General features: G+C 71.7%; 12 protein-coding genes. 3 read left to right on the top strand and 9 right to left on the bottom strand.

Translation table 11 applies throughout. The features are described 5' to 3' along the window. Positions 1-95: 95 nt before the first annotated feature. Together ABZ370_RS26940 and ABZ370_RS26935 are read left to right on the top strand one after the other, a co-directional pair. The gene (locus ABZ370_RS26940; protein WP_358625640.1) at positions 96-848 is read left to right on the top strand and encodes a hypothetical protein; all 753 of its coding nucleotides are present in this window, start codon (positions 96-98) and stop codon (positions 846-848) included. Positions 849-1,030: 182 nt separating this feature from the next. After that, entirely contained in the window at positions 1,031-2,620 is a 1,590-nt protein-coding gene (locus ABZ370_RS26935; RefSeq protein WP_358625638.1) for a CocE/NonD family hydrolase, read from the top strand. Positions 2,621-2,629: 9 nt separating this feature from the next. On the opposite strand, the gene ABZ370_RS26930 is transcribed toward ABZ370_RS26935, so the two are convergent. The 5 genes from ABZ370_RS26930 to ABZ370_RS26910 all read right to left on the bottom strand — a co-directional run bounded on the left by ABZ370_RS26930 (position 2,630) and on the right by ABZ370_RS26910 (position 6,397). Next, positions 2,630-3,496, bottom strand: coding sequence for an amino acid ABC transporter permease (locus tag ABZ370_RS26930; protein ID WP_358625636.1), 867 nt, complete (start codon positions 3,494-3,496; stop codon positions 2,630-2,632). After that, entirely contained in the window at positions 3,493-4,137 is a 645-nt protein-coding gene (locus ABZ370_RS26925) for an amino acid ABC transporter permease (RefSeq protein WP_358625634.1), read from the bottom strand. Before ABZ370_RS26925 ends, ABZ370_RS26930 begins: the two co-directional genes overlap by 4 nt. 29 nt (positions 4,138-4,166) lie before the next feature. Next, positions 4,167-5,084 (bottom strand): glutamate ABC transporter substrate-binding protein, encoded by a 918-nt coding sequence (locus ABZ370_RS26920; RefSeq protein ID WP_358625867.1) that lies wholly within the window; start codon positions 5,082-5,084, stop codon positions 4,167-4,169. A gap of 37 nt (positions 5,085-5,121) precedes the next feature. After that, entirely contained in the window at positions 5,122-5,868 is a 747-nt protein-coding gene (locus ABZ370_RS26915; protein WP_358625632.1) for an amino acid ABC transporter ATP-binding protein, read from the bottom strand. Positions 5,869-5,956: 88 nt separating this feature from the next. Beyond that, positions 5,957-6,397: a DUF6278 family protein gene (locus ABZ370_RS26910; RefSeq protein WP_358625630.1), complete on the bottom strand. Its 441-nt coding sequence runs from the start codon at positions 6,395-6,397 to the stop codon at positions 5,957-5,959. 154 nt (positions 6,398-6,551) lie between these two features. On the opposite strand from ABZ370_RS26910, the gene ABZ370_RS26905 reads away from it, so the two are divergent. Beyond that, positions 6,552-8,387 carry an SGNH/GDSL hydrolase family protein gene (locus ABZ370_RS26905; RefSeq protein WP_358625628.1) on the top strand — a complete coding sequence of 612 codons (1,836 nt, stop codon included), beginning with the start codon at positions 6,552-6,554 and terminating at the stop codon, positions 8,385-8,387. Between the two features lie 734 nt (positions 8,388-9,121). Here the strand turns inward: ABZ370_RS26905 and ABZ370_RS26900 are convergent. The 4 genes from ABZ370_RS26900 to ABZ370_RS26885 form a co-directional block, all read right to left on the bottom strand. Then, positions 9,122-9,901: an exodeoxyribonuclease III gene (locus ABZ370_RS26900; protein ID WP_358625626.1), complete on the bottom strand. Its 780-nt coding sequence runs from the start codon at positions 9,899-9,901 to the stop codon at positions 9,122-9,124. 43 nt (positions 9,902-9,944) lie between these two features. Then, positions 9,945-10,589, bottom strand: coding sequence for an MBL fold metallo-hydrolase (locus tag ABZ370_RS26895; RefSeq protein WP_358625624.1), 645 nt, complete (start codon positions 10,587-10,589; stop codon positions 9,945-9,947). 38 nt (positions 10,590-10,627) lie between these two features. Beyond that, entirely contained in the window at positions 10,628-11,869 is a 1,242-nt protein-coding gene (gene pcaC, locus ABZ370_RS26890; protein ID WP_358625622.1) for a 4-carboxymuconolactone decarboxylase, read from the bottom strand. A 130-nt stretch (positions 11,870-11,999) separates the two neighbouring features. Then, positions 12,000-13,106, bottom strand: a complete 1,107-nt coding sequence (locus ABZ370_RS26885; RefSeq protein ID WP_358625620.1) for an IS110 family transposase — start codon at positions 13,104-13,106, stop codon at positions 12,000-12,002. Positions 13,107-13,319: the final 213 nt, after the last annotated feature.

Genomic DNA, 13,319 nt, shown 5'->3' with positions numbered 1-13,319 from the left:
TGACCGATCCCTCGCATACCCCCTGGACTCGCCCCTTGAGTGCCCTTGGGCATTCACTCGAACACCCACCCGTATGGCAGCTACGATGCGCGGCCATGACTGACACCGTGCAGGACCTGATCGCTTCCGGAGCGGCCCTGATCGTGGGGCTGGCGCTCGGCTGGGCCGTGCACTCAGCGAGTACGCGCCGGGGGCGCACCCGCGAGCAGCGCTTCTTCGGTCTCCCCGACGGCTCGGAATGCGTCCTGGTCACCCACCGGGACAGCAGCTCGACCCACTGGTCCATCCCGCGCCATGACGCCCTCGCGCTGCTCGGACTCGCCTCCGTCGTGGAGAACTGCGGGGCGCACGCCGAGGTGGCCCCGCACGACACCGGGCTGCAGGGCTTCGGCGCGCGCACCGAGTTCTGCGTCGGCGACCCGACCGCGCACCGCCGGCTGGCCGCGCACATGGCGAACCTGCTGCCGGGCGTGACCGTGCACCAGGGGGACGAGTCCGGCGCGGACCGGGGCACCCTCACCATCGGCGGCACCGAGTACCGCCCGGAGCCCGGCGCGCTGGAGCACGTACTGGTGGCCCGGCTGACGGCGGGCGACGGCGGCCGTCCCGTCTTCCTGGCCGCCGGGCAGCGCCCGGTCACCCACCGCGCCGCCGTACGCCACCTGGTGCGCAACCGCGCCAAGCTGGCCCGCAAGTACGGGGCGCAGGGCTCGTTCTGTCTGCTGCTGAAGGTGGTCAACTCGCAGGCGTACGGCCCGGATGTGGTCGAACTGGTCGCCGACGTCACCAAGCAGGCCACCACGGCGGGCGGCCGGGCGGCGGCGAAGGTGACGCTCAAGGAGGGGTGAGCCAGGGGCGGTTACCGCGTCGCGCGGCGCACAGGTCCACTCCGCCCGCATCGTTACCCAGGCGTAACTTGCCACCCTATTACCAGTGGTAACCAGCCGAGTTACCGTCAGGTCACTTAGGCCCGCCCCACGGGCCCGCACCGGTGCTCCCCTCCCCCACGGCATCCACCTCTGGAGCGACAGTGACCCCTGCCCGCCGAGCGCTGCGTACCAGCACCGCCGTCGCCCTTTCGGCGACCGTCCTGGCCGGTGCGACCTTCGTCCTCGCCCCCGCCGCCACGGCCGCCCCCGCCACATCCGCGTCCGCGACCGCCGCCGACACCTCCGTACGGTTCGTCGACATCCCCGGCGACGGCGGCGTCACCCTTGCCGCCAACGTCGTCGCCCCGGCGGACACCTCGCGCCGCCACCCCCTCGTCGTGCTGCCCACCAGCTGGTCCCTGCCGCAGGTGGAATACCTCGCGCAGGCCAAGAAGCTCGCCGACTCCGGCTATGTCGTGGTCAGTTACAACACCCGAGGCTTCTGGCAGTCCGGCGGCCGGATCGAGACGGCCGGGCCGCCCGACGTCGCCGACGCGTCCAAAGTCATCGACTGGGCGCTGGCCAACACCGCCGCCGACCCCGGCCACATCGGCATGGCGGGGGTGTCGTACGGCGCCGGGATCAGCCTGCTCGCCGCCGGAGCCGACCCGCGCATAAAGGCGGTCGTCTCGATGAGCGGCTGGGCGGATCTGATCGGGTCCATCTACAGCGGCCGCACCCAGCACGCCCAGGCCGCCGGACTGCTCGGCGGCGCCGGGGCGCTCACCGGCCGCCCCAGCGACGAATTCCAGCAGATCCTGAAGGACTTCCTCGGTTCCCACCTGGACAAGGAAGCGGACATGATCGAGTGGGGCCGCAAGCGCTCGGCGGCCACCTACCTCGACAAGATCAACGCCAATGGCGCGGCCATCATGCTGGGCAACGCCTGGGGCGACTCCATCTTCCCGCCCAACAGCTACGCCGACTTCTACGACAAGCTGACCGGCCCCAAGCGGCTGGAGTTCCGGCCCGGCGATCACGCGACCGCCGAGTTCGGCGGGCTCCTCGGGCTGCCCAACGACACCTGGGAGCACAGCAAACGCTGGCTCGACCGCTACCTCAAGGGCGAGCGCAACGGCATCGACAGCGAGCGGCCGGTGCAGCTGATGTCCCGTACCGGCGGCGGCTACGAGGGCTACTCCAGCTGGTCCACCGTCCCCTCGGAGCGGCGCCGGATCGCGCTCGACAAGGCCGAGACGGTCACCGCGAACCACGACTCGGGCGCCAACGCCGGAACCGTCCTGCTGAGCGGCGCGCTCGACCAGTTCCTCAAGCTCCCGCCGCTCGCCTCGATCCCGCTGCTGCCGCGCACGTACGCCGCCGTCTGGCAGACCGGGGCGTACGCGGCCGAGCAGCGCGTCCGCGGCACGGTGTCCCTGCACACCACCCTCACCAGCGACAAGGCCGACGGCACCGCGGTCGCCTACCTCTACGACGTGGGCCCGCTCGGCGTCGGCAAGCTCGTCAGCAACGCCCCCGTCACCTTCCACGACCGCACCCCGGGCAAGCCGTTCCCCGTCGACCTGGACCTGTTCTCGACGGCGTACGACGTCCCGGCCGGGCACCGGCTCGCGCTGGTGGTGGACACCGTCGACCCGCTCTACATCGAACACAACCCGGCCGGCGCCCACCTGACGTTCTCCTCACCGGACGCCGACCCCTCGTATCTGTCGGTCCCGGTGCGCGACTAGGCACCAGCGCTAGGAACCGCGGGTGTCACCCGGCATCGGCGCGGCCGGGCCGGCCGGGGCCACTCGCACCTTTTCCGTCTTCACGCTGCGCCGCTGCCGCTTCGCCACCCAGTTCGCACACCACGACAGCAGCATGCACATCCCGATGTAGACGGGCGAGATGACCATCACGACGGGGATGAACGGCAGGTCGTAGTCGAGGTTGGACGCGATGAGCTTGCCCGCGTGCAGGAACTCCTCGTAGGTGATGAGGAAGCCGAGCGAGGTGTCCTTCAGGGCCACCACCAGCTGGCTGATGATCGCGGGCAGCATGGCCCGTACTCCCTGGGGCACCAGGACGTACGTCATGACCTGCGTCTTGCGCAGGCCCAGCGAGTACGCGGCCTCCCGCTGCCCGCGGTCCACCGACGCCACGCCCGCGCGGAACACCTCGGCGAGCACTGAGCCGTTGTAGAGGGTCAGCCCGGTGACCAGGGCGGGCAGCGGCTGCACCTTCAGGGCCACGAAGACGAAGAAGATCATCACCAGCACGGGCATCGCGCGGAAGAACTCCACCACCAGCGTGGCCAGCCAGCGCACCGGGCGGTGGTCGGACAGCCGCCCGGCGGCCAGCACCCCGCCCAGCGCCAGCGAGAAGACGGCGGCGAGCCCGAACGCCTTGAGGGTGTTGGCGAGCCCGCGCAGCAGCAGCGTCTGGATGCCCTTGTACTCGAAGGGCATCCACTTCCGGTACGCGAACTGACCCGTGTCGACAAGGAGATAGATCACCCAGGCGAGCACGGCCAGCAGCACCAGCGTGGCGATCAGCCCGTAGAGGCGGTGGCGGCGGACCGTGCGGGGCCCGGGGACGTCGTACAGGACGGTGGTGGCGGTCAACGCGGCACTCCCCAGCGCTTCTCCAGCACGGTGAAGATCGCGCTGATGGTCAGGGTCACGAGCAGATAGCCGACGGCGATCCAGACGAAGGACCAGACGATGCTGTAGCCCATCTCGTTGAGCGGCTTGTAGGTGCCGAGCAGTTCGGTGACGCTGAACGACCCGGCGATGGCGGAGTTCTTGGCGAGCGCGATCAGCGTCGAGCCGACCGGCGGGATGACGGCGCGGAACGCCTGCGGCAGCACCACCGCCCCGAGCGTCTGCTCGAAGGTCATGCCCAGGCTGCGGGCGGCCTCGCCCTGCCCGACCGGCACCGTGTTGATGCCCGAGCGCACCGCCTCGCAGATGAACGCCGAGGTGTAGCAGCCGAGCGCGAGCACCGCGAAGGCCGTGAACGGCAGGATCAGCCCGAAGCGCGGCAGCCCCAGCATCACCGCGAAGAACAGCAGCGTCAGCGGGGTGTTGCGCAGCACCGCCACCCAGGCGGTGCCGAAGGCGCGCAGGCTCGCGACCGGCGCGACCCGGAAGGCGGCCATCAGCACGCCGAGCGCGAGGGCGAGCAGCGAGGCGTAGACGGTCAGCTCGACGGTGCCGAGCAGACCGCGGCCGTAGAGCGAGAAGTTCTGGGTGAGCACGTCCATGGTTTTAGGGCCTCGGCGGTATGAGGGGGTCAGTGGTAGCGGTCGACGGCGGGCGGTTTCGGGGCGGGCACACCGGACAGGCCGAGGGTCGCGTTGTACGCCCGCCGCCAGTCGCCGTCGCGCTCATGGGCCTCGATGGCGTCGTCCAGCGCGAAGCGCAGCGCGTTGTCCCGCTTGGGTACCCCGATGCCGTAGGGCTCCTTGGAGAAGGGCTTGCCGACGACCTTCAGCTCCTTGGGGGCCTTGGCCGCGTAGCCGAGCAGGATCACGTTGTCGGTGGTGACCGCGTCGACCTGGTAGCTGAGCAGGTTGTCGACGCACACCGAGTAGTTGTCGTACGCGACCGCGTGGGCCTTGGGGTAGTCGTGCTGGATGCGCTGGAGCGGGGTGGAACCGGCCGCCGAACAGACCGTCTTGCCCGCCAGGTCGGCCGGGCCATGGATGTCGTGCGTACCGGTGCGCACCAGCAGCGACTGACCGGCCATGTAGTACGGACCGGCGAAGCCGACCAGCCGTTTGCGCAGCGGATTGATGGTGTAGGTGCCGACGTAGTAGTCGATCTGGCCGTTCTGGAGCGCGGTTTCCCGGTTGGCGGAGGCGACGGCCCGGAAGCGGATCGTCCGGGGCGGGAAGCCGAGGGAGGCTGCCATCATCTTCGCGATCTCGATGTCGAAACCGGAGTAGCGGCCGGTGGCCGGGTCCTTCTCGCCCAGATAGGGCTGATCCTCCTTGACCCCGACGGTGAGGTAACCGCGCCGCTTCGCCTTCCGCCAGGTGGGCGAGGAGGGCAGCCGGAAGTTGGTGGCCACCGTGTAGTGCGGCAGCTGCTCGGCCTTGGGGCCCTTGGCGGGCGGGCTGCCCGCCTTGCCGCAGCCGGAGCCGGTGAGGGCCAGGAGCAGCGCGAGGACGGCGGTCAGGGTGCGCCTCATGTGCGCCATGTGCCTCATGCGTGTCATGCGCGTCATGTGTGCGTCCTCGCCCGGCTCAGTGCTTGAGGATCTTGGAGAGGAAGTCCCTGGCCCGGGCGGTCTCCGGTGCCTTGAAGAACTCCTCCGGGCTGCGGTCCTCCACGATGCGGCCGTCGGCCATGAAGACCACGCGGTTCGCGGCGTAGCGGGCGAAGCCCATCTCATGGGTGACGACGGTCATCGTCATGCCGTCCCGGGCGAGCTGCCGCATGACCTCCAGCACCTCGTTGATCATCTCCGGGTCGAGGGCCGAGGTCGGCTCGTCGAAGAGCATCACCTTCGGGTCCATCGCCAGCGCGCGGGCGATCGCCACCCGCTGCTGCTGGCCGCCGGAGAGCTGCGCGGGGTACTTGTCCGCCTGGTCCGCGAGCCCCACCCGGTCCAGCAGTTCCCGGGCCCGCCGCGCGGCCTCCGCCTTGCCGCGTCTGCGGACCTTCATCTGGGCGAGCATCAGGTTGTCCAGCACGGTGCGGTGGGCGAAGAGATTGAACGACTGGAAGACCATCCCCACTTCGGCCCGCAGCCGCGCCAGTTCCTTCCCCTCCTCCGGCAGCGGCCGCCCGTCCACCACGATCGAACCGGACTGGATGGTCTCCAGCCTGTTGATCGTCCGGCACAGCGTCGACTTGCCGGACCCGGACGGCCCGATGACCACCACCACCTCGCCGCGGCCGACGGTGAGGTCGATGTCCTGGAGGACGTGCAGCTCGCCGAAGTACTTGTTGACGTCGCGCAGCTCGATCAGCGGTTCACCCACGGCCATACCGCGCAAACTATCCACACAAAAGCGGCACTTCGGTCAGGACACGCACCGGTGGGCGGATAACGCCCGGAAGGGGCGCCCTGTCCCGCTAGACCTCCGAGACCTCCGCGTACAGCTGGGACAGCTCGGGGGCGCCGTCGGCGGCCCATTGCTGGCCCGCCTCGACCACGTCGACCTCCCGGCCGGAGCCGAGCCGGACCACGGGGCGGCCGTTGGGCCACACCTGCCAGACGGCGCCGGGCACGGTGCGGACGATGACCGTGCCCAGATAGAGCCCGGCGTCGTTACCGAGCCAGGGCAGCTCCTCCGGGTCGTCGCGCCAGCGCGGCACCAGCTGGTCCAGTTCCTCCAGGGACCCGGCCGAGTCGTCGAGCCCGATGCCCGCCTGCTCGGCCCGGGCGCGCAGCAGTTCGCACTCGGAGAGGAGTTGCGCCACGCCCTGGGGGTCCGCCTCCTGGGAGCTCATCAGAGCCGTACCGGAGGCCGCACCGTGCCGCTTGCGCCAGTTGTCCAGGAAGGGGATGTTCATACTGCTCAGCGTCGCACCAAGCGCACGGGCGCACCACAGGGCGCGCGGTGGGCTCCGTGACCCGTTGCTTGTCTTGACGACACCCCGCCGTCTTTCTAAGTTCGCCATGCACCTGTCGAATCGCCGGTCGGGTCGGTTACGAGAGGGGACACATATGCGCGTCGGCAGACCATGGTCGGTGGCCGGGATCGTCGCGGGAGGCGCCGCCCTCGCACTCCTCGCACCGGCCGCACCCTCGGTGGCCGCCCAGGCCTCCACCCCCACGAAGCCGCTCCCTCTGGAGCGGCTTTTCGACAACCGGGCGGTCGGCGACGACACCGCGCCGGGCACGGCCGACTTCGACGGAGCGGGCAACTCCCTCTCCGCGCAGGACCTGCGGGCCGCGGGCTGGACCCCCGGGCGCACCATCGCCCTCGACGCGGCGCGGCTCACCTGGCCGCGGAGCGCGGGGTCCCCGTCCGCCCGGCCTGACAATGTGATCACCGACGGGCAGTCGGTGCGGCTGCGGGGGCGCGGCGACGCGCTCACCTTCCTGGTCGCGAGCAGCTCCCCGGACGGCCCCGGCACCGGGGCGAGCGGCACCGGCCGGGTCCGCTACCGGGACGGGTCCTACGGGACGTACACCCTCGGTGCCCCCGACTGGCGCGCGGGCCCCGCCGCCACCAAGGCGGTCGGCCTCCCCCACCTCAACACCGCCGACGGGCAGCGGCAGGAGGCGGCCCGGCTGTACGCGGTGACGGTGCCGCTGCGCGGCGACCGGCAGGTCGCGTCGGTGACCCTGCCGAAGGACCCGGGCCCGGCGGCCGACCTCCACGTCTTCGCCGCCTCGCTGCGGCAGCCCGCGCGGGGCTGGACCGGCAGCTGGGCGGCGAGCACCGCCGGATACACCAAGGTCGGGCCGTGGACCGACCAGACGCTGCGGCTCGTCGTGCACACCAGCGCGGGCGGGCCGGGCGCCAGGGTGCGGCTGGAGAACACCTTCGCCGCCGCCCCCGTCGGCATCGGCCACGCCACGGTCGCGCTCCAGGCGAACGGCGCGGCGGCGAGCGGCACTCCGGTGCCGCTGACCTTCCGGGGCCGGGCCGGTACGTCGATCCCGGCGGGCGCGCAGGTCTTCAGCGACCCGGTGAAGTTCCCCGTACCGGCCGACGCGAACCTTTTGGTCAGCATTCACCTGCCCGGGCCGGTCGCGGCGGTGCCGGTGCACACCCAGGCCACCCAGCGCTCGTACTTGAGCGCGCCGGGGAGTGGTGACCGTACGGGCGAGGCGGGCTCGGGCGCGTACACCGGCACCCTCACCACGTGGCCGTTCCTCACCGGTGTCGACGTCCGGGGCGGGCCCGGTTCGGTGGTGACCCTCGGGGACTCCATCACCGACGGCACCAAGTCCACGATGGACGCCAACCGGCGCTGGCCCGATGTCCTCGCCCGGCGGCTGCGCGCGCCGTCGGCCGGGTCCGGGGTGCCCGCGTACGGCGTCGTCAACAGCGGCATCTCCGCCAACCGCGTGGTCACGGACGTCTACCCGGGCGACGGGGTCAGCACCGTCACCAGCGGGGTGAGCGCGGGCAGCCGTCTGGAGCGGGACGCCCTGGCCCAGACCTCCGCCCGTACGGTCGTCATCTTCCAGGGCATCAACGACCTGCGCTGGGGCACCTCGGCCGAGTCCGTCGTCGCGGGCCTGAAGGGCCTCGCCGCGCGGGCGCACGCGCGGGGGCTGCGGGTGGTGGGCGGCACGATCACGCCCTGCGAGGGCGAGGCGCTGTGCACCGCGGACGCGGATGCGCGGCGTTCCGTGGTGAACGCCTTCATCCGCGACAGCGGCGGGGTGTTCGACGCGGTCCTGGACTTCGACGCGGTGGTCCGCGACCCGGCGCACCCGGCGCGCATCCTCCCGGCGTACGACAGCGGCGACCACCTGCACCCGGGGGACGCGGGCCTGAAGGCGATGGCAGACGCGATCCCCCTGCGGTCGCTGGCAGCACGCTGACTGTCCCCCACCCCACCCCGAACCCGAGGGCAAGCCCCCGGCCCCCCTGGGGGCTTGCACCCAACCCCCCACCGGGGCTCCGCCCCTGGGCCCCGTGGGGGCAAAGCCCCAATCCCACCGAGGCTCCGCCCCGAACCCGGCTAGCGCCCGCGCCCCAGCCCGGGGGCTCCGCCCCTGGGCCCGGGTCCGGCACGCGCCGAAACCCGGGTGGGGCCCGCGGGCTTCGCGCCCAACGTTCCGCTGGTGGGCTGAGAGGGCATTCCCCCACCCCGCCCCTTCCCGAAACCGGGGGCAAGCCCCCGGGCCCCCTGGGGGCTTCGCCCCCAAACCCCCACCGGGGCTTCGCCCCCAAACCCCCACCGGGGCTCCGCCCCTGGACCCCGACGCGAGCCTCGCGGCCCCGAGTCCCGCACCCAGGGCTCCGTCCCTGGGGCCCGGCGCGGGGGCCCGCCCCTGGGGCCCGGCCACCACCGGGAGGCGCACCCGGCCGCACCGGGGCTGCGCCCCTGGCCCCCGGCACCGCCGGGAGACGCACCCGGTTGTGGGCAATCGTTCCGCAGAGGGGGCACCTCCCAGCGGTAGCTGGGGGAGGAACGGGTGGGCACAACCCGGCCACCGGGCCGCGCCCGCGCACGAAACCTCCGGGGGCACCCCGGGCAGGCGCACCGGCCACCGGGCCGCACCCGCGCACGAAGCCCCCGGGGGCACCCCGGGCAGGCGGACCACCGCAAGGGTTACGGCTGGAGGTCCACCACGACCGGGGCGTGGTCGGAGGCGCCCTTGCCCTTGCGTTCCTCGCGGTCCACGTACGCGTCGCCCACCGCACCGGCGAACGCCTCGTTGCCGTAGACCAAGTCGATCCGCATGCCGCGGTTCTTCGGGAAGCCCAGCTCCCGGTAGTCCCAGTACGTGAAGGGGTGGTCGTACTTCAGGGGGCGGGGGACGACGTCCGACAGGCCACCCTCCCGCAGGGCGGCCAGGGCCTCGCGCTCCTTGTCGGTGACGTGCGTGAGGCCGTCGAAGCGGGTGCGGTCCCAGACGTCGTCGTCGGTCGGGGCCACGTTGAAGTCGCCGAGGACGGCGAAGGGCCGGGGGCCCTTCGCGTCGTCCGCCACGGTCTCCCGCAGCGCGTCCAGCCAGCGCAGCTTGTAGTCGTAGTGCGGGTGGCCGATCTCGCGCCCGTTGGGCACGTACACCGACCAGACGCGGACGGGGCCGCACGTCGCCGCTATGGCGCGCGGCTCCTGGCCGCCGTCGTAGTCGGGGCCGCCGGGGAGGCCGGAGACCACGTCGCCGAGGCCGACCCGGGAGAGGACCGCCACCCCGTTCCACCGGCCGGTGGCGTTGACCGCGGCCTCGTAGCCCAGCTCGCGCAGGGGCTCATACGGGAAGGCCGTCTCGGCGCATTTCGTCTCCTGGACGCACAGCACATCCGTGCCGCTGCTCTCCAGCCAGGCGAGCAGCCGGGGCAGCCGGGCGGTGATCGAATTGACGTTCCAGGTCGCGATGCGCATGGGGGACAACCTACCTCCCGGGTCCGACAGTCCCCCGGAGAACTCAGAGCGTGAGGCTCTCGCCCGGGGTCAGACGGATGTGCTCCGCACCACCCGCCCCCGGCCCGTCCGGGCCCAGCATCCGGCCGTAGACCATCGGCGCCAGATCGGACAGCAGGGCGTCGTGGATGTCGACCGCGCGCCGCGGCGCGACCTCGCGGACGTAGTCGAGGATCTCGGAGAACTTGTTCCAGGGCGCGTGCAGCGGCAGCAGCAGGGTTTCCACGGGGCGGTCCGGCACGGTGAGCGCGTCGCCCGGGTGGAAGACCGCGCCGTCCAGCACATAACCGACATTGGTGATGCGCGGGATGTCGGGGTGGATGACGGCGTGCAGCTGTCCGTGCACCTCGACGTCGAATCCGGCCGCGGTGAACGTGTCGCCCTCGCCGACCGTGTGGACCCGGCCCGGGAACGCCGCCGAGATCTGTGCGGCGACACTGTCGAGGGTCCAGATCCGCGCGGCGGGGTTGGCGTCGAGCGCCGCCCTCAGCCGCTCCTCGTTGAAGTGGTCGAAGTGCTCATGGGTGACGAGGATCGCGTCCGCCCCGGCCGCCGCGTCCTGTTCGCTGATGCCTCCGGGGTCGATGACCAGCCGCTGCCCGTCCTTCTCCAGCCAGACGCAGGCGTGGCCCTTCTTGGTGAGGTTCATGAGGATCATTGTCCTCCCCCACCACCCGCGTCACGCGCCTACTCCTCGGGGCTGGTCTCCTCGCGGATGACCCGCTGGGCGACCGCGAAGGCGGAGTTCGCGGCGGGCACCCCGCAGTAGACGCCGGTGTGCAGCAGCACTTCCTTGATCTCGGTCGGCGTCAGCCCGTTCCGCAGCGCGGCCCGGGTGTGGAAGGCGAGTTCGTCGAGGTGGCCGCGGGCGGCCATGGCGGTGAGGGTGATCACGCTGCGGGTGCGGCGGTCTATGCCGGGCCGGGTCCACACCTCGCCCCACACATAGCGGGTGATGAAGTCCTGGAAATCGCCGGTGAAGTCGTCGACCTGCGCCTCCGCGCGGTCCACATGGGCGTCGCCCAGCACCTCGCGCCGGACCTTCATGCCCTGGTCGTAGCGGTCGGCGCGGCCGTCCAGGGTCGGCTCCGGCGGCCGGGTGTAGCCGATCTCGACGGGCGGCCCGGCGTGCGCGGCGGGGGCGGTACGCGGCGGGGCCGGGGCGGTGATCGGCGGCGGCACCGGCGTCAGCACGGGCTTGACGGACGGGGCGGAGAGCGCGGTGATCCCGGTCGGGTGGTCCGAGGACTGCCACGAGCTGGAGAAGTGGCGTACCAGCAGGTCGGTGACGGCGGCGGGCTGCTCGACGGGTGCCAGATGGGAGGTGCCGGGGACGAGCGCGAGCCGGGCGTCGGGTATGCCCGCGACCAGGACGCGGGCGTCAGCGGCCGGGGTGACCTGGTCCTCGGCCCCGGCCAGGACGAGCGTGGGGATGCCGATGCGGCCCAGCTCGGGGCGGATGTCGAAGGCGGCTAGGGCCTCGCACGCGGCGATGTAGCAGCCGGGGTCGGTCGTACGGACCATCTGGACGGCCCAGTCGACGATGGCGGGCTGGGCGGCGGAGAAGGTGGGGGTGAACCAGCGCTCGGGGGTGGCGCGGGCGATCGGGTCGAGGCCGTTGGTGCGGACCACGACGCCGCGCTGCCGGAAGGAGTCGGCGGTGCCGAAGCGCGGGGAGGCGGAGACGAGAGCGAGGGAGCCCACTCTCAGGGGATGTCGTAGCGCGAGTTCGGCGCCGATGGCCCCGCCGATCGAGCAGCCCGCGTAGCCGAAGCGGTCGATGCCCAGCATGTCGAGGGTGGCCAGCAGCCGGGCGGCGAGTTCCGCCACCGAGGGGGCCGGGTGGGCGGGCGAGCCGCCGTGCCCCGGCAGGTCGAAGCGGAGGACGCGCCAGTGGCGGGACAGCTCGGGTATCTGGCGGTCCCACATATGCCATGTGGTACCGAGGGCCGGACCCAAGATCAGGACGGGAGCCTCCGCAGGCCCGTCTAGCTGGTATTTTAGTGTTTTCCGCTCTACTTCACTCACGCTCACACGCTCCCACGTCTCACAGACGCCCCTATAACGGGGGGATGCTGGATACCGTACTGACCAGGTTAAAGACCTCGCGGGCGGCGTATCGCTTGAGGCATCGGATGATCTCGCGTCGGGTCTTGCCTTCCTGGGTGCGGCGTTCGTAGTACGCCTGGGTGCGTGGGTCGTGGCGCAGCCGGGTGAACACGATACGGTGCAGGGCTGCGTTCGCCTGCCGGTCGCCGCCACGGTTGAGCCGGCGCGAGCTCCGACTGCCTGAGGAGTACTCGACGGGGCTGACTCCGCACAGAGCGGCGAAGGACGCCTCGGTGTTCAGCCGCTCGGGGTTGTCTCCCATGGTGATCAGGAGCGTGACGGCGCTGTCCGGGCCGATGCCCACCGGCACGAGCAGCTGCGGGGCGTGGCGTTCGACGAGCCGGGTCAGGTGCTTTTTCAGCTCATCGATCTGTGCGGTGAGCTGCTCGATGCGCTGGGCCAGCAGGCTCAGAGTGCTGTGAGTGGCTTGGGCCACGGCGTCCTCATCGCCCCCGCCGTCTTCGCCGTCGAGCTGGCCGAGGCGCGCGCAGGTGCGGAACAGCTCGCGGTTGCCCAGACCGGATAGCCGTTCCCTCAGCGCCGGGTCGGCGATGACCAGGACGGCCTTGAGCTGATTGATCGCCTGAGTACGGGCCTTGACCGCGGACTCCTTGGCGAGTTTGAACATCCGGGCGCAGTGCACCGGACCGTCACCCGTTTTGGCGCGGGCTTTGGCGCGACCGCTGAGCACGGCCCGCGCAGCAGCCTGCGCATCGAGCGGGTCCGACTTCCCGAGCAGACGGCGGGCCATGCGGTCGGGCCGGTTCACCTCATACACCTGGACCTGCTGGGCCAGCAGGTAGCGGGACAGGCCCGCTCCGTAGGTGCCCGTGCCCTCCACACCGGCCCGGCGCACCGTCCCCCGCTTGCGGGCCCACACGAGCAGCAGGCGGTAGCCGGCCGCCGTGGCCGGAAAGGACTCGGTGCCCAGAACCTTCCCCAGCGGGGAGACCACAGAGGCGACATGGACCTCGCCGTGCGTGTCGACGCCCAGGACGACCTCGCCCCGAACGGGAGGATCTGTGCTGGAGGAGGTACTGCGCTGTCGGGTCGTCATGGTGGTTCGCCTCCTGCGTGGTGACGTGCTGTGTGGATGGCACCGGCCTGCTCGGGCGGTCTGAACTGTGATGGCGCCTGATCGTCGGCAAGGCCCCTATGGGGACACGCCCTGTGGCTCGGTACCAGCAGGTGCCGTCCCGCAACGACAGTCGACAGGTCCGTGACTGGACATATCGGTCATAAATCTCATGAGTCAGACCACCGTCTGGGA

Origin of the sequence: Streptomyces sp. NPDC005962 (assembly GCF_040629205.1) — a bacterium.
Taxonomy (GTDB): Bacteria; Actinomycetota; Actinomycetes; order Streptomycetales; family Streptomycetaceae; genus Streptomyces.
The sequence above is the reverse complement of the archived record's forward strand: the minus strand, read 5'-3'. Positions and strand labels throughout refer to the sequence as shown.